General features: G+C 70.0%; 15 protein-coding genes and 1 riboswitch. Of the genes, 7 read left to right on the forward strand and 8 right to left on the reverse strand.

Going from position 1 to position 20,995, the window contains the following annotated elements:
* The first annotated feature begins 81 nt into the window (after window positions 1-81).
* Together AGRA3207_RS18975 and AGRA3207_RS18980 are read left to right on the forward strand one after the other, a co-directional pair.
* The gene (locus tag AGRA3207_RS18975; RefSeq protein WP_231336059.1) at window positions 82-1,164 is read left to right on the forward strand and encodes a Glu/Leu/Phe/Val family dehydrogenase; all 1,083 of its coding nucleotides are present in this window, start codon (window positions 82-84) and stop codon (window positions 1,162-1,164) included.
* A 289-nt stretch (window positions 1,165-1,453) separates the two neighbouring features.
* Complete coding sequence (locus tag AGRA3207_RS18980; RefSeq protein WP_231336320.1) at window positions 1,454-1,660, forward strand: DUF3073 domain-containing protein; 207 nt, start codon at window positions 1,454-1,456, stop codon at window positions 1,658-1,660.
* Window positions 1,661-1,718: 58 nt separating this feature from the next.
* On the opposite strand, the gene AGRA3207_RS18985 is transcribed toward AGRA3207_RS18980, so the two are convergent.
* The 3 genes from AGRA3207_RS18985 to purF all read right to left on the reverse strand — a co-directional run bounded on the left by AGRA3207_RS18985 (window position 1,719) and on the right by purF (window position 5,545).
* The gene (locus tag AGRA3207_RS18985; protein WP_231336060.1) at window positions 1,719-2,321 is read right to left on the reverse strand and encodes a SanA/YdcF family protein; all 603 of its coding nucleotides are present in this window, start codon (window positions 2,319-2,321) and stop codon (window positions 1,719-1,721) included.
* A 596-nt stretch (window positions 2,322-2,917) separates the two neighbouring features.
* A complete protein-coding gene (gene purM / locus AGRA3207_RS18990) occupies window positions 2,918-3,943 on the reverse strand; it encodes a phosphoribosylformylglycinamidine cyclo-ligase (protein WP_231336061.1) in 1,026 nt (341 codons plus the stop codon).
* Between the two features lie 105 nt (window positions 3,944-4,048).
* On the reverse strand, window positions 4,049-5,545 hold the full coding sequence (purF, locus tag AGRA3207_RS18995) for an amidophosphoribosyltransferase (RefSeq protein WP_231336062.1): 1,497 nt from the start codon (window positions 5,543-5,545) through the stop codon (window positions 4,049-4,051).
* Window positions 5,546-5,671: 126 nt separating this feature from the next.
* On the opposite strand from purF, the gene AGRA3207_RS19000 reads away from it, so the two are divergent.
* Window positions 5,672-6,043, forward strand: coding sequence for a DUF4190 domain-containing protein (locus AGRA3207_RS19000; protein ID WP_231336063.1), 372 nt, complete (start codon window positions 5,672-5,674; stop codon window positions 6,041-6,043).
* Window positions 6,044-6,914: 871 nt separating this feature from the next.
* Complete coding sequence (locus tag AGRA3207_RS19005; RefSeq protein ID WP_231336064.1) at window positions 6,915-7,523, forward strand: histidine phosphatase family protein; 609 nt, start codon at window positions 6,915-6,917, stop codon at window positions 7,521-7,523.
* A 994-nt stretch (window positions 7,524-8,517) separates the two neighbouring features.
* On the opposite strand, the gene AGRA3207_RS19010 is transcribed toward AGRA3207_RS19005, so the two are convergent.
* A complete protein-coding gene (locus tag AGRA3207_RS19010) occupies window positions 8,518-8,961 on the reverse strand; it encodes a sterol carrier family protein (RefSeq protein WP_231336065.1) in 444 nt (147 codons plus the stop codon).
* Between the two features lie 161 nt (window positions 8,962-9,122).
* Between AGRA3207_RS19010 and AGRA3207_RS19015 the strand changes: the two genes are divergently transcribed.
* The 3 genes from AGRA3207_RS19015 to AGRA3207_RS19025 all read left to right on the forward strand — a co-directional run bounded on the left by AGRA3207_RS19015 (window position 9,123) and on the right by AGRA3207_RS19025 (window position 15,459).
* Window positions 9,123-11,177, forward strand: a complete 2,055-nt coding sequence (locus AGRA3207_RS19015) for a serine/threonine protein kinase (RefSeq protein WP_231336066.1) — start codon at window positions 9,123-9,125, stop codon at window positions 11,175-11,177.
* Between the two features lie 1,816 nt (window positions 11,178-12,993).
* Complete coding sequence (locus AGRA3207_RS19020; RefSeq protein WP_231336067.1) at window positions 12,994-14,160, forward strand: S8 family peptidase; 1,167 nt, start codon at window positions 12,994-12,996, stop codon at window positions 14,158-14,160.
* 169 nt (window positions 14,161-14,329) lie between these two features.
* Window positions 14,330-14,490, forward strand: a riboswitch (cyclic di-AMP (ydaO/yuaA leader).
* A gap of 3 nt (window positions 14,491-14,493) precedes the next feature.
* The gene (locus tag AGRA3207_RS19025) at window positions 14,494-15,459 is read left to right on the forward strand and encodes a coiled-coil domain-containing protein (RefSeq protein ID WP_231336068.1); all 966 of its coding nucleotides are present in this window, start codon (window positions 14,494-14,496) and stop codon (window positions 15,457-15,459) included.
* Between the two features lie 141 nt (window positions 15,460-15,600).
* Here the strand turns inward: AGRA3207_RS19025 and purL are convergent, their stop codons facing one another.
* The 4 genes from purL to purS all read right to left on the reverse strand — a co-directional run bounded on the left by purL (window position 15,601) and on the right by purS (window position 20,963).
* The gene (gene purL, locus AGRA3207_RS19030; RefSeq protein ID WP_338028288.1) at window positions 15,601-17,883 is read right to left on the reverse strand and encodes a phosphoribosylformylglycinamidine synthase subunit PurL; all 2,283 of its coding nucleotides are present in this window, start codon (window positions 17,881-17,883) and stop codon (window positions 15,601-15,603) included.
* 1,280 nt (window positions 17,884-19,163) lie between these two features.
* A complete protein-coding gene (purQ, locus tag AGRA3207_RS19035; protein WP_231336069.1) occupies window positions 19,164-19,844 on the reverse strand; it encodes a phosphoribosylformylglycinamidine synthase subunit PurQ in 681 nt (226 codons plus the stop codon).
* 98 nt (window positions 19,845-19,942) lie between these two features.
* A complete protein-coding gene (locus tag AGRA3207_RS19040; protein ID WP_231336322.1) occupies window positions 19,943-20,383 on the reverse strand; it encodes an ATP-binding protein in 441 nt (146 codons plus the stop codon).
* A 337-nt stretch (window positions 20,384-20,720) separates the two neighbouring features.
* Entirely contained in the window at window positions 20,721-20,963 is a 243-nt protein-coding gene (purS, locus tag AGRA3207_RS19045) for a phosphoribosylformylglycinamidine synthase subunit PurS (protein WP_231336070.1), read from the reverse strand.
* Window positions 20,964-20,995 lie beyond the last annotated feature (32 nt).

Below are 20,995 nucleotides of genomic sequence, written 5' to 3' on the forward strand. Positions count from 1 at the left end.
GCATGTCGGAAACGTCCATAGAGCGGCGTCGCGGCGTGGGCGGCCCTTAGGCTGATCGAGAGACGAGAGGAGGGCACTACCGTGCCTAATGTCTTCGGGTCGCCCCACAAGGGCACAGAACCCCGACACGAGCAGGTCGTCTTCTGCCAGGACGAGGCCAGCGGCCTGCGCGCGATCATCGCGATCTACTCCACCGCGCTGGGCCCGTCCCTGGGAGGGACACGTTTCTACCCTTACGGGTCCGAGGAGGAGGCGCTCACCGACGTCCTGAACCTGTCCCGCGGCATGGCGTACAAGAACGCCTTGGCCGGCCTGGACCTCGGCGGCGGCAAGGCAGTGATCATCGGTGATCCCGCCATCGACAAGTCGGAGGCCCTCCTCCGGGCGTACGGCCGCTTCATCGAGGGGCTGCACGGCCGCTACTACACCGCGTGCGACGTCGGCACCTACAGCGAGGACATGGACGTCATCGCCCGGGAGTCACGCTACGTGACCGGCCGGACGGTCGAGCACGGCGGCGCGGGCGACTCGTCCATCCTCACCGCGTTCGGAGTGTTCCAGGGAATGCGCGCCGCGGCCGAGACCGTGTGGGGCGCCCCCACGCTGCGCGGCCGGCGGGTCGGGGTCGAGGGTGTCGGCAAGGTCGGCCACCGTCTCGTCGAGCACCTGCGCGAGGACGGCGCGGACGTCGTGATCTGTGACGTCAACGAGGCCGCCGTAGAGCGCGTCCGGTCCCTGCACCCCGAAGTGGAGGTCGTCCCCGATAAGGACGCCATGGTCCGGAGTGAGCTCGACGTGTACGCGCCATGCGCGCTCGGCGGCTCCCTGAACGACGACTCCGTACCCGCCATCAAGGCGCGGATCGTATGCGGAGCGGCCAACAACCAGCTGGCCCACAGCGGCATAGAGAAGAGCCTCGCCGACCGCAACGTGCTCTACGCACCGGACTACGTGGTCAACTCCGGTGGCGTGATCCAGGTGGCGGACGAGATCGACGGCTTCGACTTCGACCGGGCCAAGGCCCGGGCCACGCGCATCTATGAGACGACTCGGAAGATCTTCGCCCTGGCGTCCGACGAGGGTGTCCCGCCAGCGGTCGCCGCCGACCGGCTCGCCGAGCGGCGCATGTCCGAGATCGGCCGGTTGCGCGGCATCCTGGTCTGAAGCACGTCCCCCGGGCCGCCATGGGCTCCTCTTTACCGTCCCGTGGCGGCCTTGGTGATCTCACCCACCGGGTGGGCTACAGAGCCGTGTCGCCCTGACCGGAGCCCGGATACACTGGTGTTCTCTGCAACATAAGGCGCCGCCACGTACCGTCGATGTACCGAGCCGGGCGCAAAACGGGTACGGTTGTATCCGTGACTGACGCATGGCTCATCAGGCACCGGTTCGTGTGGTACACGCGCGCGTTGATGGGCCCACGAAAGCCCTGACCATCGAGGGGGTCGAGCCAATGGGTCGCGGCCGAGCCAAGGCCAAGCAGGTGAAGGTTGCCCGACAGCTCAAGTACAACAGCGGCAACACGGACCTCGACCGCCTGAAGAGCGAACTGGGAGTCAACGACTCCGGCGACGACTCCTATGACGAGCTCGCCGAGAAGTACGCTGACTACGCAGAGGACTACGGCACGGAGGAGCGCAAGGACGGCACCTCCGGTTGACCGAACGACATGAGCGCCACTGCCCGGAGTACCGGGCAGTGGCGTTTGTTTAGGCTCGTCAGGGAGATGCCAGGGCCTCGTCCACGCCAGGCTCCCTCCGGCCGAGCAGCGCCGGATCGGGCCGCAGTGTAAGGCTGCCCACGGCCTTCATCATGGCCAGCGGCTCGCGCACATAGCCCCGCACGGTGGCGTTGGTGCGCGACCCGCCCATACTGTCGTCGCCCACTCCCCAGGCTTCGATGCCCACCGCCCGGCAGAGCGCGACCGCGCGCGGCAGGTGGAAGTCCTGGGTGACGACGGTCAGCTTCGTCACACCGAAGATGCGCTTGGCGCGCGCGCAGGAGTCCCACGTGTCGAGCCCGGCGAAGTCCCGGACGACCTTGCCCTCCGGCACACCTCTCCCCACCAGGTAGGCACGCATCGCCGTCGGCTCGTCGTAGCCCTTGACCCGGTTGTCACCGGAGACCAGCAGCACCCTCACCTTGCCCCGCCGGTAGAGATCAGCGGCCAGATCCAGCCGCCGCGCCAGCAGCGGGGACGGATGGTCCCCCCAGATCCCCGCCCCGAGCACCAGGGCCACAGGTGTGGCCGGCACCTTCTCCGGCGAGTATCGGTACTTGGCCGTATCCGCATAAGCCCACCCCATCGGCGCGAGCACCACGTACGCCCCAAGCCCGCCGAGAACCCCCAGAGGCCCCGCCCACCGCCTCACCCACACCAAGAGCACCGGCAGACGCCTTGAACTCTTCTCGGCCGCCTCAGACCGCCCCCGCATAGAGATCACATAAATCCGACGCCTGCCGACCCGTCAAAGTTCGACACCCCGCACAAGACCGGACACCCCCACTCCCGTCCAACCCCCACTCCCGTCACCTTGGCCAACCACCCCCATCGACCGCTGACGGCACCTTGGAAGTCTGGTGTGGTCCGGATAACAGGCCCGGCGTCAGCCGCTCGCGGGCCGACGCGAGCACCCTGGCCACTGGCAGGAGGGCAACGAAACCGAAGGGCGGTTGGGCACAAGGACGCCCGAGCCGATACCTCAGCCCCTGGCCGCGACCAGTCGACACCCGACCGTGAGCATCTCCAGCGCCTCTCAGGGGTCCGGCAGCCACTTCGCGCGCCAACACGAGTTCGGGCGCCAGGCCGGGCCCCGCGGAGGCCGCCGCCGACCATTATCCACAGAACGGCGTTCTACTTTCCGAATCCAGACCGCCCGACGAACCTGGACCCATCACCTCCGAACCCGGAGGGACTTCAGGAAAGGCTGGTGGTCCCGGTGCCCGGAACGATCTCCCCAAGCGACCATGCGGGAACACCCCGCCCCCTGAGGACACGGAGCGCCTCGTCGGCCGCCTCAGGAGCGACGATGGCGGCCATGCCGACGCCCAGGTTGAAGGTCTTGTCCATCTCCGCCTGGGGTACGTTCCCCTGGGCCTGGAGTGTCCGGAAGATGGGAGGGACCTCCCACGAGGACCGGCGCAGGACGGCGTCCACGGTCGGCGGTAGCGAACGCGCCAGGTTGGCGGCCAGGCCACCGCCGGTGATGTGGGCGAACGCGCGGACTCCGCCCGAGCCGATGAGGGCCAGGCAGTCCTTGGCGTAGATGCGGGTCGGGGTGAGGAGTTCCTCACCGAGCGTCCGGCCGAGGTCGGCGGGCTGGGATTCCAGATCCAGGCCGGTCGTCGCCAGGATGTGGCGGACGAGCGAGTACCCGTTGGAGTGGATGCCCGACGACGCCATGGCGATGACGGCGTCACCCGGGCGGACCCGGTCGGGTCCGAGGAGGCCGTCGGCCTCGACGACGCCGGTCCCCGCGCCGGCGACGTCGAACTCGTCCTCTTCGAGGAGTCCGGGGTGCTCGGCGGTCTCACCGCCCACGAGGGCGCAGCCGGCCAGGGCGCAGGCGTCGGCGATGCCCCCGACGATGTCGGCGATCCGCTCCGGGACGACCTTGCCGCAAGCGATGTAGTCGGTCATGAACAGCGGTTCGGCGCCGCAGACGGCCAGGTCGTCGATGACCATGCCGACCAGGTCGTGCCCGATCGTGTCGTAGATCCCGAGGCGGCGCGCCAGATCGACCTTGGTGCCGACACCGTCCGTGGACGTGGCGAGCAAGGGCCGCTTGTAGCGCAGGAACGCCGACGCGTCGAAGAGGCCCGCGAACCCGCTGGCGTCGTCGACGACCTCGGGACGCCGCGACCGGGCGACCCGGGACTTCATCAGCTCGACGGCACGCTCGCCCGCGGCGATGTCGACTCCGGCGGCCTCGTACGAGGTCATCTCATCCTCTCGGAAAGGGTCTGGTGCACGATGTCGAACCCGCGTCCGGTCCGGGACCGGACGAACACGCGACCACGGCGAGAGCCCGCGGACCCCGGGTCACGCTCAGGAACGGGTGGCCTCAAGGAGATGCTTCCCCCGGGCGCTCTGCTCCACCTCGATCGGGTAGACGCCGTCGAAGCACGCCCGGCAGAGGTCGTCCTTGGCGATGTGGGACGCGGAGATCAGCTCGTCCAGGGAGATGTAGCCGAGCGAGTCGGCCCCGATGGAGTCGCGGATCTCCTCGACCGACAGGTTCCCCGCGATCAGCTCGGCGCGCGTGGCGAAGTCGATGCCGTAGAAGCACGGCCACGCCACGGGCGGGCTGGAGATCCGCACATGCACCTCGGCGGCCCCCGCGTCCCGCAGCATCGAGACGATCGCCCGCTGGGTGTTGCCGCGCACGATCGAGTCGTCCACCACGACCAGCCGCTTGCCCTCGATCGCCTCGCGCAGCGGGTTCAGCTTGAGGCGGATCCCGAGCTGCCGGATCGTCTGGGACGGCTGAATGAACGTGCGGCCGACGTAGGAGTTCTTCACGAGCCCCTGCCCGTACGGGATCCCGGACGCCTCCGCGTAGCCGATCGCCGCCGGGGTCCCCGACTCCGGCGTCGGGATCACCATGTCGGCCTCGACGGGATGCTCACGCGCCAGCCGCCGCCCGACCTCCACCCGGGTGGCCTGGACGCTGCGTCCGGCGATCGTGGTGTCGGGCCTGGCCAGGTACACGTACTCGAACAGGCAGCCCTTCGGCCGCGCCTCGGCGAACCGCTCCGACCGCACCCCGTCACCGTCGATGGCGACCATCTCGCCCGGCTCGATCTCCCGGACGAACCGGGCACCGACGATGTCGAGCGCCGCGGTCTCGGAGGCGACCACCCACCCCCGGTCCTCAAAGCTCCCCAGGACCAGCGGCCGGATGCCCTCCGGGTCACGCGCCGCGTACAGGGTCTCCTCGTCCATGAAGACCAGCGAGTAGGCACCACGCGCGGCCGGAAGGATCTCCCGGGCCGCCGCCAGCGGCCCCGGCCTGGCACCTTGCCCACCATCGGCCTCGGACTCCGGCCCCTGGTTGCGCGTCGCGAGCAAGGCCGTCAGGACCTCGGTGTCCGTCGTCGCGGTCAGCACCCCCGGCTCCAGCCGGGTGGCCAGGTCGAGCGTGTTGATCAGGTTGCCGTTGTGGACGAGCGCGAGCCCTCCCGATTCGGTGGACCTGAACGTAGGCTGGGCGTTCTCCCATGTCGGAGCGCCAGTGGTCGAGTACCGGCAGTGACCGACGGCGATGTGGCCCCGCAGGGTGTTCAGCACCGACTCGTCGAAGACCTGGGCGACAAGGCCCATGTCCTTGAAGACGACGATGCGGGACCCGTCGCTGACCGCGATACCGGCCGACTCCTGGCCCCGGTGCTGGAGCGCGTAGAGACCGAAGTACGTGAGCTTGCTCACCTCGGCCCGCGACGCCTGGTCAGCAGGGACCCAGACGCCGAACACCCCGCATGCGTCCTGCGGGGGGCGATCGGAGGGATCGATGTCGTGGCTCAGACGTCCATCACGGAGAGGCACGTCAGCCAGTCTAGTTGCCTCCTTCACCTGCTCCGATCGGCGGATCTCCTTAACCGACCTTTACCCCCCGGAACCGCGCCCTTCGCACGGCGCACGGAAATGTGGTGCCCGACAGGGGAGGTACGCATGACGATGCCTGGATACCGGACCTACGCGCCTCCGGCGCCGCCGAAGCGAAGCGGCATGGCGCGGACGGTCCTGATCCTCGGGATCGCCGGCCTCGCAGGACTCGCCCTGTGCCTGGTGGGCATCCTCCCCGCCCTCGCCGGGCTCATCCTCGGAACGATCTCCCTCCTCCGCGGCGACACCGAACGCGGCCTGGCCGTGGCAGGCATGATCTGCTCGGCGATCGCCCTGATCCTCGGTTCCCTCGCCCTCTCCTGGCTGCTGAGCAAGGCCGCCCAATGCGGCGACGCCTCCAGATACCCCACCGACACAGCTCGTCGATCCTGTGTAGAACGCGAGTTCCCCTACGCCCACGCCACCCCAGCCCCCTAACCGACCACCCCCAACCACGCACACCCTCACCCCATGCCACCCACACCCCCCATCCGAACGCCATCAGCCACCAATCCACTCCGCCACAGCGCATAGCACCCCGCGAAGCCCCGCTCGCCACAGCACGCGAGATCACCCACCTACCAGCCCCCGAACCCGCAGCGCGTCGCCGCATCCGCCCCGGCCAGCGCATCCCAACCGCTCCAACGAGCAAGCCGCTCCTCCCGAACTTCCACCCCCGCACCGCGGCAGACAAGCCAACGGCCACCCCACCAACGTCCTCGCTCTCCACTGCCTCCCACCACACACATCTCCCCACCTGCTCTCGCAGGACGGCCCCACCGACACCCCAGCCGATGATCTTCTAAAACCGCGACCACGCCCCAACGTTCGAGACCCACGACACCGTCCGATCACCAAACGCGTCACCGTCCATCGACGACCGCGCGCCTTCACCCAACGCCGAAACCCCGGCTCACAACGGCACACCGCGCCCCAGCTCCCGCCGTCACAGGGTTAGCCACTCGATCCCCATCCGACCCCGGACATTCGACTCCGCAGGAGCAATGCGAACAGCCATCCGTGCGGCCGCCCACGCAACCAGCGGGCGGGGCCGCCAACACAGCAGCTCAACTCAGCGCCACCACAACCCCAGCCCACAACGCACCACACCGAGGCACCCGCGCCTCCGCCCCCAGCCATACGAGTTCCGAACTCCGCTAGGGAGCTTGTCTGGCTCCGTTGAGTGGCCACGTTCGGACCTACATGGCGCAGCGTTCGGCTGCGGAGTGCAACGGGGCCCTTGAAGAATGCCGGGTCGTGAGCGAGTCGCGCGTGTACCTCACGGCAACCGGCTGAGGCGGCGCCTGGGATGACCGATCAAGTCCGACTCTGGTGCATGCGTCACGGCGAGTCAGAGAACATCGTCACCGGTGCGTCTGGAGCGGTCCCGGCTGCGCCGCTTACCTCGCATGGACGCCACCAGGCTGCTCGCGCCGCCGATGAGCTTCGGAACGAGGCGATCGCGCACGTCTACTCCAGCACCGCTCGCCGCGCTCACGAGACGGCGGAGATCATCGCCGCGCGTCTCGGCGCAGAGGTGACCGCCTCGGCGGAGTTGGTAGAAGGCGGCATCGGCCGCAGCGAGGGCGCCACCGACCCGAACACACGCGCGCGAGCCGCAGCGGTGCTGCACGCCTGGGTCGTCGACCAGGATCTATCCCAGCGAGTAGCCGACGGCGAGGACGGACATCAGGTCATCGAGCGCGTCAACTCCGCACTCGCCGCCATCGTTTCCGCTCACCCTGGCGAAACCATCGCTTTGGTCGGTCATGTCGCCAGTCTCACTACGGCACTAAGTGCCCTTTGCGGCTTCGGAAAGAGGGTGTGGGGAACGCCACTGCCTCCAGCCATCCCCTTCCTCGTCACGTGGGATGGACACAGTTGGCAGTGCCCGACCTGGCCAGGCATAGCACTATGAAGCCTGTTCGCCTCACTGCCGCATCCGCCCCGCCTCTGCGGATGGCCAACTGCGAGCGATCACAGCTTCAAGGTCACGCACGACGCTCGCTGAGTTCGGCAGAGGCCACAGTTGCGAGACGTGCCCGAAGGTCTGGGCTGGTGCGAACTTTGGGTGGACGCTTGCCACGTTAGGCCTGATAAGCGTCGCGAGGTCAGGCGACGTGAGGTCAGGAAACACATGCTGAACCCGTCCGTCCGCCCGTCCGTCCGCCCGTCCGCCCGTCCGCCCGTCCGCCCGTCCGCCGGTCCGGCCGTCTCGTCGATCGACGGCGAGCGGTCAGCGTTGGCTGGTCCACTCATCGGTCATCAAACGCTTCGCTCTTCAACCTCGTGATGCCTGGACGGGCCGCTGCAGCGCTCGTCACTACCGGCAGTCGCACGCGATTCGCCGGACATGATGGGAGTTATCTGCTCTGATCCCTGCGCTGATGGGATGGATGGCACGGGGTCGAGGCCGAAGTCGGCGACGGTGACGGTGACGGGCCGACGTCCAACCACCCAAAGGACGTGGCCATTCGCCGGAAAGGTAGCGGCCTCGGGAGTGCGGTTCGATCGGCGTGGACGAGGGGGCTCGTCCACCCGGAAGCTGGTGACGGGCAGGCGCCGGTAACCGATTGGCGGCACGATTGGCATCGGTCAGCCGCAGTCGCGGTAGCTCGTGGCGTCCGCGTCCCGGCAAGTGCGGGCGGATCGGCGCGATGGGGTGATAAGGATCACCGGCTCGCCACATCACACACCGCAAAGCCGGTACCGGTCGCGCGAGTGCCTGGTCAACCGAGCGATGCCGCCGGATCCCTGTACTCGGGCCCGATTGCGTGATTTCCAAGCCGGTCGCGGGTTCCGGCTGCATCCTTGTGTGGCGCGGCCATGGGGCTTGGCGACTGTGGCCGAGCCGTCGGTCCTGCTGGATCGGTCATGTCGGGCTGTCCGACCTGCCAAGGTGGCTGCGGACTTCAGATCAGGGGAAGGGGGAGGTGTTCGGTGAGATCTGCGCGTGCGCCGCTGGCTCGGACTCTGCCTGTGGCTGTCGCATCTGCCCAGGCCAGGCGGCCGGTGGCGAGGGCGATCCACGTGGCGGCATCCATCTCCACCACATTCGGAGGGGTTCCGCGGGTATGGTGCGGGCCGTCGATGCACTGAACGGCGGCGTGCGGGGGGACGCGGACCTCCACCGACCGGCCGGGCGCGAGCTCCGCCAGACGGTCGAGCAGGAACCGCACCGCCCCCTGGACGACCGGACGGGACGGCTCGGCGGTCCCGGCCTCGACCGAGGCCAGGACGGTGTCGAAGGCCGCGCGACGGAGTTCGGCGGGCTCGTCCCCGCCGGTGTAGGGCGGCAGGCCGAGCCCGGTGCGCTGCTCGTTCAGGACGGCCGGGGAGAGCGGTGTTCGCGGCATCGCGATCGACACTACCGGGTCACGGACCGGGACCGTCTGCGCGGCTCTGGCGGCAGAACGCCCGGCAGGCGGTAAAAATGGACCCCGGTGCCAGGCATGGGGGAGCGAGGGAACGGGGACGGGCGGGGACGCGGTCCCCGCAGGACACGGAGGTTCGTCAGATGCCCGAGGCGCTGCCCCTGCAGCCGGGTGACCCGCGAAGACTCGGCGCGTACGAGATCACGGGACGGCTCGGCGTCGGCGAGCAGGGCGCCGTCTTCCTCGGCAAGGACGCGTCCGCCGGTGTCGTGGCGGTGAAGCTGCTGCACGTGCGGCTGAGCGGCGAACCGGTGGCACGGTCCCGTTTCGCCAGTGCGTTCACCAAGGCACGCAAGGTGTCCGGCTTCTGCACGGCCGCGATCCTGGACGCGGACGTGGAGGGCGACCGTCCGTACGTGGTGAGCGAGTGGATCGACGGGCCGTCCCTCCAGCAACTCGTGGACGAGGAGGGGGTGCGTGGCTCCGCGGTCGTTGAGCGTCTGGCCATCGGCACCGCGGTGGCTCTCGCGGCGGTGCACCGGGCGGGCGCGCTGCACCACGACCTGAAGCCCGGGAACATCCTTCTCGGACGGTCCGGGCCCAGGATGAGCGACTTCGGCATCGCCCGCGCCCTGGAGGCCGTGAACGCCACCCCCGCCGGACGTGTCACCGAGGATCCGTCGTACAAGGCTCCCGAGCAGCTCAGCGGCCAGGGGATCGGCCCGGCGGCCGACGTGTTCGCCTGGGCCTCGACCATGCTCTTCGCGGCCACCGGCAAGCCCCCGTTCGGGGAGGACTCGCCGTCGGAGGTCATGCAGCGGATCGTCTACGACGACCCGGACCTGTCCGCCATACCCGACTCGCTCCGCGAGGTCATGGCGGACGCCCTGGCCAAGGCCCCGGCCGAGCGTCCGAGCGCAAGGCGGATCCTGAAACGGCTCCTGGAGGAGGGTTCGGAGCTCGTGGACCGCATGCCCGCCTCCATGGTGGACGAGGGGCGCGCGCTCGCGGCGGGCGCCACCTCGGAGCCCTCAACCAAGTCGAAGTCCACGGCCAAGCCGAAGGAGTCCGACGAGTCGAGGACGCCTTCCGTGCCGCCCGTCGCACCCCGGGGTGACGCGCCGTTGTCCGCCGAACCTGCAACTGCGGACTCGACGAAGCCGAGCGCCGACCCGACCGGGTCGCCCATTGGAGCGCCACCGCCGAGGCCCAGCCCGAGGAGTCCCCTGATCCCGCCCGACCCACTGGCATCACCGCCTATGAATCCTCCGTCGAGCACGTTCGACGGTCCGCGCCCGCGCAACTCCGCGTTCAGTAACGCCGCGTATGCGGAAGCGCTCGGGCAGCCGATGCCGGGCGCTGTTTTCCCCTCGACCCCACCGCCCCGGACGCCGCCCCCACCCCCGCCCCCGAGGTCCAAGCCGTCCTGGGCTCCGTCACCCAAGAACGAGCCCTCGGCCACCGATTTGGACCCGGCGGCCTTCGAGCCGACCGCATCATTCGAGGCAGTAACCCCCGACCCGTCCGAGGCGACCACCGCGTTCGACTCGCTCGGCTCGATGCCGGACAAGACAACGGTGTTCGAGTCGATCGACGCGAAGGACGCGGCCGACCCTTCGCAGCCGACCGCGCAATCGGCGCCGCACCTCATCCCCGGGTTGAGGCCGCCGGGCGAGAGCGGCGAGCACCAGTCGCCGGTGGCGCTGGCCCTCGGCCGGCTCCGCCGTCCGAGCAACCACGTGCTCGGCGTCGCGCTGTCCCTGACCATCGGCGTGGGCGTCGGCATCGCGATCATCACGCTGGTGCTGTGGCCGCAACTGAAGGCGGACGACGCCGCCCCGCCCCCGGACCAGACCAACGCGTCCGACAAACGCCCGGTGACGACGATCCCGGCCTCGTTCGCCGGAACCTGGAAGGGAACAGTCGTCAACACCAACCGCAACGTCTCGTTCCCCATCGAGGTCACCTTCGAGACCGGTGGCACGACCGCCCGCGCCGTGTACCCGCGAGAGAACTGCACCGGGACGCTCACCCTGAGCAGGGGCACGGAGGGCTCCCTGAACATGAACCTGATCGTCCCGAAGCCATGCACCAACGGAACCGTGCGCGTGACACGCCAGCCGGACGGGACGTTGCAGTACAGCTGGAGCAAACCGGGGACACAACTGGGCTACTCCGGACGACTCAGCCGCGGCTGAACACACCCCTAAGCTCACCGCTCTCCGGGGGCCGGATCCCCTCACGCATCCGCCCCAAGTGCACGGCCCGGTGCACGCAACGACAAACACGCCTCCCGCACCGGCCGGACATGCGGAGCGGCCGCATGCGCACACGAGCCGGATGCGCCTGCCGAACGAAGCGCAAAGGGCGGAGCGCACGCACTGACTAGTTGCGCATCGCGAACGGGTGCTGGTGGCGGCCAGATGCGCAACGAGGCCGCACGCGCGTCGCGGACAGAGGCACATAGCGGCCGAAGACCCTTAAGGAACCGAATACGTCTAGCGGCCGCACGCGGGGGCGAATGCCTCTCTCAGACGGAGGCGCGAGGCAGACGGATGCACGTGCCGGACGGATGCGCCCACGGGCATATGCACGTCGCAGACGGAGGCGTGTGCCGGACGAATACGCCCACCGGGCGGATGCACGCAGCGCACGGAAGCGCCTACGAAGCCGGATGCGAGTAGCTCCCGTACGCGCGGCGTCGCAGACGGAGGCGCATGGAAGACGGGCACGCGCCGCAAACGGATGCGCCTGCCGGGCGGGTGCACGCACGCGCCGAGGCACGCACGGCGGAGGCGTTCACGGAGGCGGGATGCGACGAGCGACCGCACGCGCCGTAGCTCGGATGTCTTTCGGCGTCGAAGGCGTATGGCAGACGCACGCGCGGCGCAAATGGATGCGTCTGCCGGACGGATGCGCGTGACGGACGGATGCGCGTGACGGATGCGCGTGACGGACGGGGGCACGCACGCGCGGCGCAGGTGGATGCGTCTGCCGGACGGATGCGCGCAGCACATAGAGGCGCTTACGGAGCCGGATGCGGGTAGGGGTCGCAGCGCGCGGGGCGTCACAGACAGGCGTGTAGCAGACGGATGCGCGTCACAGACGGAGGCTTGTGGAATGCGGGCGCGCGTCGCAAGCGGATGCGCGTGGCGGGCCGCGTGTGCCCTCGGAACGGATGCGCGCAGCGCACGGGGTGCTTAAGGGATGCGACATGCGCCGTGCAGGGAGGGTGCCTCTCGCGGATGGAGCGCGTGTCAGTCGGACTCGGGTGCTGGACAGAGGCGCGCACGGGGCAGGCACGCAGCACTCAGAGGTGCTCATGGGGCCGGATGCGGCTGGCAGGCGCACGTGCATGGGACGGACGCGCGTCGCTAACGCGAGCGTGTGGGAACGGGCGCGCGTTGCTGACGGATGGGTGTGTTGGGCGGATGCGTGCGGTGTGCGGAAACGCTTGCGGGGGTGGCCGTGAGTGGCGGCCGCGTGTGTGCGGAGTCGGTGCGCGTCGCAGGCGGGGGTGTGTGGTGGGTGCGAGGAGTGGGCGTCGGCGCGTCGCGGACGGGGGGCGTGCAGGGTGTGTGCGCGGCGTACGGAGGCGTGTCGCGGGCGGGTTGTGGGGGTGGCGGTCGGGCTTCGGAGAACCGCGCCCTGGGTGTGTCGTGTCGGCCAGCGAGAAGCATCGTCCCGGTCATGGTTCAACGGCTTCGGTAGCCGCGACCGGTCCCGGCCGCAGGACGACTGTGAAACGCAACTCCGTCGGTCGGTGGACGGGGCCGAAGGTCGAGGTCCGGTGGTGGTGCGCCGACTCCGAAAATGACGAATCAGTAACGGTTCAGTGGACTTCCGGAGATCACAATCGGGTGCCATGGCCGATATCGGTGACCAATTTAGCCGTCTATTTCTGTACACATCCGCTAAGGTTCCCTTCGGTCGATGTCTCGGCCTCCCCCGCACCCCCCATCCCCCCGACGGGGGCACCGCCTTGCGCGGGTCCCCTCGACAGAAGGAGACGCCTTGCGGGCTGTCCACCGAAGGCTCCTGCTGGCCGGCGCGGTCGCGACATGCGTGGGCGGCGCGGCGGCGTTCCCGGTCCTCGCCGCCGACCCGTCCCCGGCGCCCGTCCAGGTGACGGCGGCCGAGGGCACCCCGCTGCCCGGCCGGTACATCGTCACGCTGAAGGACGGCGCGTCCACCGACGCCGCCGCGAAGAACGTGAGCGCGGCCGGCGTCCAGCGGTTCGACGGCGTCCTGAACGGGTTCGCCGCGCGGCTCACCGGCGGCCAGCTCGACAAGCTGCGCCGTGACAGGCGCGTCGCCGCGATCGAGCAGGACCAGGTCGTGAAGGTCGCGACCACCCAGCGCGCACCGCTGCCGTGGGGCCTGGACCGCATCGACCAGCGCGGCCGGAAGCTGTCGAAGACCTACTCCTACAGCGCCACCGGCACAGGTGTGACGGCGTACGTCATCGACACCGGCCTCTCCGTCGGGCACAAGGAGTTCGGCGGACGCGCGGCCATCGCGTGGAAGGCGAGCGAGTACCCGGACGGCAACGACTGCAACGGGCACGGGACGCACGTCGCGGGCATCATCGGGGCCAAGACCTACGGTGTCGCCAAGAACGTCAAGCTGCGGGCGCTGCGCGTCCTCGGCTGCGACGGCAGCGGCGCGATGTCCAACCTCGTCGCCGCGGCGCAGTGGCTGCGCACCCACGCCGCGAAGCCCGCCGTCGCGAACATGTCGGTCGGCGGGCCGAAGTCCGCGGCGCTGAACACCGCGGTCACGAACCTGTCCAAGTCGGGCGTGTTCGTGTCCGTCGCCGCCGGCAACGACAACATCGACGCCTGCCGCGTCTCGCCCGCCAGCGCCGGCTGGGTCATGACGGTCGGCGCGACGACCGTCTACGACAACCGCGCCGACTTCTCCAACTGGGGCAAGTGCGTGGACATCAGCGCACCCGGGTACGGCGTCGTCTCCACCTGGCCCGGAGGCGGGACCAAGACCCTCAACGGGACGTCGATGGCCACGCCCTACGTGAGCGGTGTCGCGGCGCTCTACCTGACCACCCACCGCGGGGCCACCTTCCCGACGGTTCAGAAGTGGCTGAACGACAACTCCACCAAGAACGCCCTCGGACGCCTGCGCGGGCAGGCGAACAGGTTGCTCTACAAGGGCAAGTTGTGATTCGTGTCACATAGGATGGCCCGGCTCCCAGCAAGGGGGCCGGGCTTTCCGGGCTTCGGGCCCGCCCTACGCGCCGCTGGGGTCTAATCTTGGCGAGGCAACGGACGGTCCCGATCGATGTTCGATTCACAGCCCGCCCGGCGACCACGTCCGGCCGCACCGGACGCGCCGGACGGACGGGCCGAATCCCGCGGCGCGAGCCCGGGAACCGGGGACCCACCAGCCGGGACGACCCGGCCGGGGTGAATTCGCGGACCGGAAGGTCGGTGATAGGGCGCACTCCAGCCCGAACCCGTCAGCTAACCCGGTAGGCCAACGAGGAGAGGAGAAGACGTGGAGACCCCCACCTCCACCCTCCGGCGCGCCGCCATGGCCCTCACGGCCGCCGTGGCGGCCGTGCCGCTGGCCGGCGGGGCGGTCCCGTCCGCGTCCGCGGCCCCCTTCGCGGCCCTCGCGTCCGCGAACGCCCTCGCCGCGGACCCGGGAGACAGCAGCAAGTTCAGCAAGCTCAACGCCCAGATCGAGAAGCTCGACAAGGCGTACGGCGGTGACCTCGCCAAGCTGAAGGACGCCCAGTACGCGGCGAAGCAGGCGCTGGACAAGTCCAGGGTCCTGCAGAGCGACCTCAACGAGGCCCGCGGTCTCGTCGCGCAGATGGCCGCGTCCCAGTACATGATGAACGGCCAGGACCCCACGGTGTCGATCATGGCGAGCGACAACCCGTCGGAGCTGCTGAGCAACGTCACCCTGGTCAGCCACCTCGCGCAGAACAAGGCGGCGAAGGTCGAGCAGATCCAGTCGCTGGTCTCCCAGCAGGACCAGGCCCGCAGGCAGGCCCAGCAGAAGATCTCCGCGCTGCAGAAGGAGATCAAGGACCTGCTCGCGGAGAAGAACCGCATCAGGGCCCTGGTCAAGAAGTACAAGCCCGAGTCCCCGAGCGTCGGGATGGGCGGCGTGACCCCCCGCATGCTGAAGGTCAAGAACACCCTCGACCTGGAGATGGGGCCGTTCCCGACGATCGGCTGCGTCCGCAGCACCGGGGACCCGCAGGACCACGGCACCGGCCACGCCTGCGACTTCATGGTCACGACCGGCGGCCAGATGGCCACGGGCAGCGCCCAGTCCCTCGGCGACCGCACCGCCGCCTACGCCATCGCGCACGCCAGCGCCCTCGGCATCAAGTACATCATCTGGCGGCAGCGCATCTACGACCTGCGCAGTCCCGGCTGGCGCAGCATGGAGAACCGCGGCGGCGTGACCGCCAACCACTACGACCACGTGCACGTCTCGGTGTTCTGACCCGCCCGCTTTCGGACGGGCCAGGGGCTTGTGACGGGCTTGCGGGCTTGTGACGGGCTTGCGGGCCTTGACGGGCTTGCGGGCCTTGACGGCACAGCGCAGTGACCCGGGCGGTGTTCGCCCGGGTCGGGTGCTTTTCGGTCAGCTGGCGTAGCTCGGAAGCATCCGCTCGTGCGCCTCGCGGAGTTCCGCCAGTGGGATCGCGAAGAGCTCCTGCTGCTCGCCCTCCGGGCCCCGGCCCGTCACGCTGAGCGAGTCGCCGCCCGCGACGCCGATCTGGGAGACCGGGACGCCCGCCGCCTCGCACAGCGCCGCCAGGCGCGCCTCGGCGCCCGCCCGCACCGCCACCATCGCCCGCGCGACCGACTCGCTGAACAGCGAGACGAACGGGTCCCCGGGCAGGGTGATCCGCGCGCCGAGACCGCCGCGCAGGCACGACTCCACGAGCGTCTGCGAGAGACCGCCGTCCGACAGGTCGTGCACCGCCGTGACCAGCCCCTCCCGGACCGCCTGGACGAGGACGCCCGCCAGCGCCGCCTCGGCCTGCAGGTCGACCAGCGGCGGAAGCCCGCCCAGGTGGCCGTAGACCACGTGCGCCCATTCCGAGCCGCCGAACTCCTCGCGCGTCTCACCGAGGAGCGCGATCGTGGCGCCGTCGGAGGTCAGGGACATGTTCACGCGGCGGCGCACGTCGTCGTGGACGCCGAGGACGCCGATGACCGGCGTCGGGTTGATCGGCGTGGTGCCGGTCTGGTTGTAGAAGCTGACGTTGCCGCCCGTCACCGGGACCCCGAGGTACTGGCAGGCGTCCGCCAGGCCCTCGACGGCGCGGGCGAACTGCCACATGACGCCCGGGTCCTCCGGTGAACCGAAGTTGAGGCAGTTGGTGACGGCGAGGGGACGCGCGCCCGTCGCGGCGACGTTACGGTACGCCTCCGACAAGGCGAGCTGCGCCCCGGAGTACGGGTCGAGGCGTGTGTAGCGGCCGTTCCCGTCCAGGGACAGGGCGATGCCCAGGCCCGACTCGTCGTCGATGCGGACGACGCCCGCGTTGTCGGGCATGGCCAGCACCGTGTTGCCCAGGACATACCTGTCGTACTGCGAGGTCACCCAGGTCTTGCTGGCGAGGTTCGGCGACCCGGCCAGCCACAGGACGGTCCGGCGCAGCTCGTCCCCGTTGGACGGGCGCGTGAGCCGCCCCGGCGTGTCGGACTGGAGCGCGCCGAGGTCATGCGGCGGCTCGTACGGACGCTCGTACACCGGACCCTCGTCGGCGGCGGTGACCGGCGGGATGTCGACGATCGTCTCGCCCCGCCACGTCATGACCAGCCGGCCGGTGTCGGTGACCGAGCCGATGACGGTCGCCGGGATCTCCCAGCGGCCGCAGATCTCCATGAAGCGGTCGACCTTGTCCGGCGTGACCACCGCCATCATGCGCTCCTGCGACTCGCTCATGAGGATCTCCTCAGGGCGGAGCGTCTCGTCGCGCAGCGGGACGGTGTCGAGGTCGACGTGCATGCCGCCCGTGCCGGCCGCGGCCAGCTCGGTCGTCGCGCAGGACACCCCGGCCGCGCCGAGGTCCTGGATGCCGACGACGAGGTCCTCGCCGAACAGCTCCAGGCAGCACTCGATCAGCAGCTTCTCCATGAAGGGGTCGCCGACCTGGACGCTCGGCCGCTTCTGCTGCGACTCGTCGTCGAAGGTCGCCGACGCCAGCACGGACGCGCCGCCGATGCCGTCCGGACCCGTCGTCGCGCCGAAGAGGATCACCTTGTTGCCGGGGCCGGGCGCCACGGCGCGCTTGATGTCCTCGTGCTTGAGCACGCCCACGCACAGCGCGTTGACCAGCGGGTTCTGGGCGTAACAGGCGTCGAAGACCGTCTCGCCGCCGATGTTCGGCAGGCCGAGCGAGTTGCCGTAGCCGCCGATCCCGGCCACCACGCCGGGCAGGACCCGCTGCGTGTCGGGCGCGTCGGCGGGGCCGAACCTCAGCGAGTCCATGACCGCGATCGGACGGGCGCCCATCGACATGATGTCGCGGACGATCCCGCCGACGCCGGTCGCCGCGCCCTGGTGCGGCTCCACGTAGGACGGGTGGTTGTGCGACTCGACCTTGAACGTGACCGCCCAGCCCTGGCCGATGTCCACCACGCCCGCGTTCTCGCCCATGCCGACGAGCAGCGCCTCCGTCTGCGGTGCCTTGTCGCCGAACTGGCGCAGGTGCACCTTGGAGCTCTTGTAGGAGCAGTGTTCGCTCCACATGACCGAGTAGATCGCGAGCTCGGACGAGGTGGGACGGCGCCCCAGGATCTCCCGGACCCGCTGGTACTCCTCGTCCTTCATGCCCAGCTCGGCGTACGGCTGCTGCCGGTCGGGCGAGGCCGCGGCGATCGCGACGGTGTCCGTTCCGGGCTCGACCGGCACGACGGCCGGCTGCGGGCCCGTGCCGGGGCCGGGGCCACCACCGGTGACCGTCGGCTGAGAGCCGGGGCCGCCGGTGGTGACCGTCGGCTGCGACCCCGTGCCGTGGCCGCCAATCGTCGGCTGAGGGCCTGTGCCGGGCCGGTCGATCGCGGGCTGGGGTCCGGTGCCGGAACCGCCCAGCGAAGGCTGTGGGCCCGTCCCGGGACCTTCACCGCCGGGCTGCGGGCCGTCCCCTGGGCTCTCGGACCCGATCGCGTAGTGAGGTCCACCCGGGCCGGGGCCGTCCGCCCCGATGGCGGGCTGCGGCCCGGTGCCGAGACCGGTGAAGGGCAGCGGACCTGTGTTGTGCCCTGTAACAGGCTGCGGGTCGGTGCCATGACCGGCCGAAGGGATGGGCCCTGTGGCCGGGCCCCCCTGCGATAGAGGATCAGCGTCAAGACCGATGGCAGGCTGCGGCCCGGTGCCCGTTCCGACGGCAGGCTGCGGGCCCGTGCCCGTACCCACGGCGGGCTGCGGACCGGTACCCGTACCCACGGCGGGCTGCGGGCCAGTACCCGTACCTACCGCGGGCTGCGGGCCCGTACCTGTACCTACAGGCGGAAAGGGGCCCGTCCCAGGGCCGCCTTGGGACAACGGATCGAAGCTCGAACCAAGAGCAGGCTGCGGAGCCGTACCAGTACCCACCGCAGGCTGCGGACCGGTGCCCGTACCCACTGCGGGCTGAGGTCCCGTACCAGTGCCCACGGGGGGCTGCGGATCGGTGCCCGTACCCACGGCATCCTGGGGGCCGGTACCCGTCTGGACGGCAGGCTGCGGGCCTGTGCCCCGCCCACTCGTGCCGTTCGGGTCGGCGACGGTGCCGTTCGGGTCGGCGACGGTGCGCGTGGGTTCGGCCAGGGGATCGGCGAGTGGGTCGGACGGTCGTCCGAAGGGCCGCTCCTCGGCGATGGCCCGGGCGAACTCGGGAGCCAGCTCGATCGAAAGCTGCTTCCCGCCGGACGCCGGGGCGACGGCCCCGACACCCGCGTTCACGGGCGCGCCCGCGGGCCCCCCGTTGGGGGCGGAAGACTGGACGGACGGCACCGACGAGGCCGGGGGCGGGGCGGTGGGACCGCCCTCCTCCAGCATGGCCTCGAACGCCTGGGTCACCGATGGGTCGACCGGCTGCAGCTCGGGGTCGTCGGCGTCGGACTTGAGCTCGCCGAGCCACTCCATGGAGGGCTCGTCCGAGGTGTCCCGGGCGCGGTCCGTGCGCCCGGACCCGTTGGGCGGTTGCTCGCTCATGCGTTGACCAGTCTCTTGACGATCGAGGTGAAGAAGCCGAGCCCGTCGGTGGACGGGCCCGTCAGTGACTCCACGGCGTGTTCGGGGTGGGGCATGAGCCCGACCACGTTGCCGGCCTCGTTGCAGATCCCGGCGATATCGTCCAGGGAGCCATTGGGGTTCAGGTCGAGATAGCGCGCGACGATGCGTCCGGAGTCGGCCAGCTCGGCCAGCGTCTCACGATCGGCGACGTAGCGGCCGTCGACGTTCTTGATCGGGATCACCAGTTCCTGGCCCTCGCGGTACTCGGTGGTCCAGGCGGTGTCGGCGTTCTCGACGCTCAGCCGCTGGTCCCGGCACACGAAGTGCAGGCCCGCGTTGGGCAGCAGGGCACCGGGAAGCAGGTGCGACTCGCACAGGACCTGGAACCCGTTGCAGATGCCGAGGACGGGCAGGCCCGCCTTGGCCGCGGCGACGAGCTCGACCATCAGCGGCGCGAACCGGGCGATGGCCCCGGCGCGCAGGTAGTCCCCATAGGAGAACCCGCCGGGCAGCACGACGGCGTCGACGCCCTGCAGGTCGTGGTCGCCGTGCCAGAGGGCGACCGGTTCGGCGCCGGCCAGCCGTACGGCTCGCGCGGCGTCCTTGTCGTCTAGGGAACCAGGGAAGGTGATGATCCCAACCCGGGCAGCGTCCATCTCTTCTGTTCCTCCGAAATGAGGTGCGGCCTGGACGAGCGGGTCTCCTCCGCCGATCACCCCGCTGCGCGTCGCATTCCCCCCGCGCGCGTACCAATCTACCCGGCGCTGTGCATGAGCCTGCGTTCGAGGCTCCCGATCAGCACTTCGTCTCGCCAGGTCAGGCGCTTCCGCAGGTGGACGACAGTGCCCAGGTCGGGCGAGGAGTCGATGCTCATATCGTCCACCAGGGCCCGCATGATCCTAATGCCGCGCCCCGACTCGCTCAAAACCCCGCGGTCCTCGGGGGCCGGACGTGGCCCGTGCCCCCAGTCCATGACCTTGAGCGAGCAGACGCCGTCGTCCACGTGACCGGCGACCTCGTAGTCGCCGGTAGCGCGCGCGTGCTGGATGACGTTCGTGCACGCCTCTGAGGCGGCCACGAGGATGTCCCCGACGCACTCTTCGGATACACCCAGCCCCCGCAGGGAGTCACCCACCACTCGGCGAACCACCGGAATGCTCAGCGCCTCTCGTGGCAGCGCGAGCGAAAACCTCATCTCCACCGGGACACCTCGTGTCGTGCTCCGGGCTTCCTGGCCAGGCCCCCGGCCCCGGAGCGTGTTCGACGACTCGACGAAGCTAACACTTCCCCGGCGGTATCTTCCGTAATCGCTATAGTGTCGGGTCTTTCCATGACATCTCACCGGCACCGCGAAGGATCGAGCATCTCATGGAACGCACCAACACCCGATGGAACGAGCCATACGACTCCACCACGGAACGTCACCACACGACATTCCACGCCATTCCCGGCGAGAGCCGGCCCGGACGGAGGAACCTCCCCGATCAAGATCGTTTTGGTGTCGGGAGATCCGTCCGGCGCGGGGGATCCGGCTAGAGGACCCGGACCTCGAAGCTCTCGATGACCGGGTTGGCCAGCAGCGTTTCGGCGATCTTGTTGACCCGCTCCAGCGCCGCCTCGTCGGCCGCCCCTTCGAGCTCGACCTCGAACCGCTTGCCCTGCCGGACGGCGACGACGCCCTCGAACCCCATCTGCGGCAGCTTCCGGGCGATGGCCTGACCCTGCGGGTCGAGGATCTCCGGCTTCAGCATGACGTCGACGACGACACGCGCCACGACCGCCCCCTCACTGGTCTGCGGTTTCTCTA

Source organism: Actinomadura graeca, from assembly GCF_019175365.1.
GTDB lineage: Bacteria > Actinomycetota > Actinomycetes > Streptosporangiales > Streptosporangiaceae > Spirillospora > Spirillospora graeca.

Excerpts from the sequence above, each read along its gene's own strand:
- AGRA3207_RS18980 (WP_231336320.1), top strand. The coding sequence starts at position 1,454 with ATGGGTCGCGGCCGAGCCAAGGCCAAGCAGGTGAAGGTTGCCCGACAG.
- purM (WP_231336061.1), bottom strand. The coding sequence starts at position 3,943 with ATGACCTCGTACGAGGCCGCCGGAGTCGACATCGCCGCGGGCGAGCGT.
- AGRA3207_RS19000 (WP_231336063.1), top strand. The coding sequence starts at position 5,672 with ATGACGATGCCTGGATACCGGACCTACGCGCCTCCGGCGCCGCCGAAG.
- AGRA3207_RS19005 (WP_231336064.1), top strand. The coding sequence starts at position 6,915 with ATGACCGATCAAGTCCGACTCTGGTGCATGCGTCACGGCGAGTCAGAG.
- AGRA3207_RS19010 (WP_231336065.1), bottom strand. The coding sequence starts at position 8,961 with ATGCCGCGAACACCGCTCTCCCCGGCCGTCCTGAACGAGCAGCGCACC.
- AGRA3207_RS19015 (WP_231336066.1), top strand. The coding sequence starts at position 9,123 with ATGCCCGAGGCGCTGCCCCTGCAGCCGGGTGACCCGCGAAGACTCGGC.
- purQ (WP_231336069.1), bottom strand. The coding sequence starts at position 19,844 with ATGGACGCTGCCCGGGTTGGGATCATCACCTTCCCTGGTTCCCTAGAC.
- AGRA3207_RS19040 (WP_231336322.1), bottom strand. The coding sequence starts at position 20,383 with ATGAGGTTTTCGCTCGCGCTGCCACGAGAGGCGCTGAGCATTCCGGTG.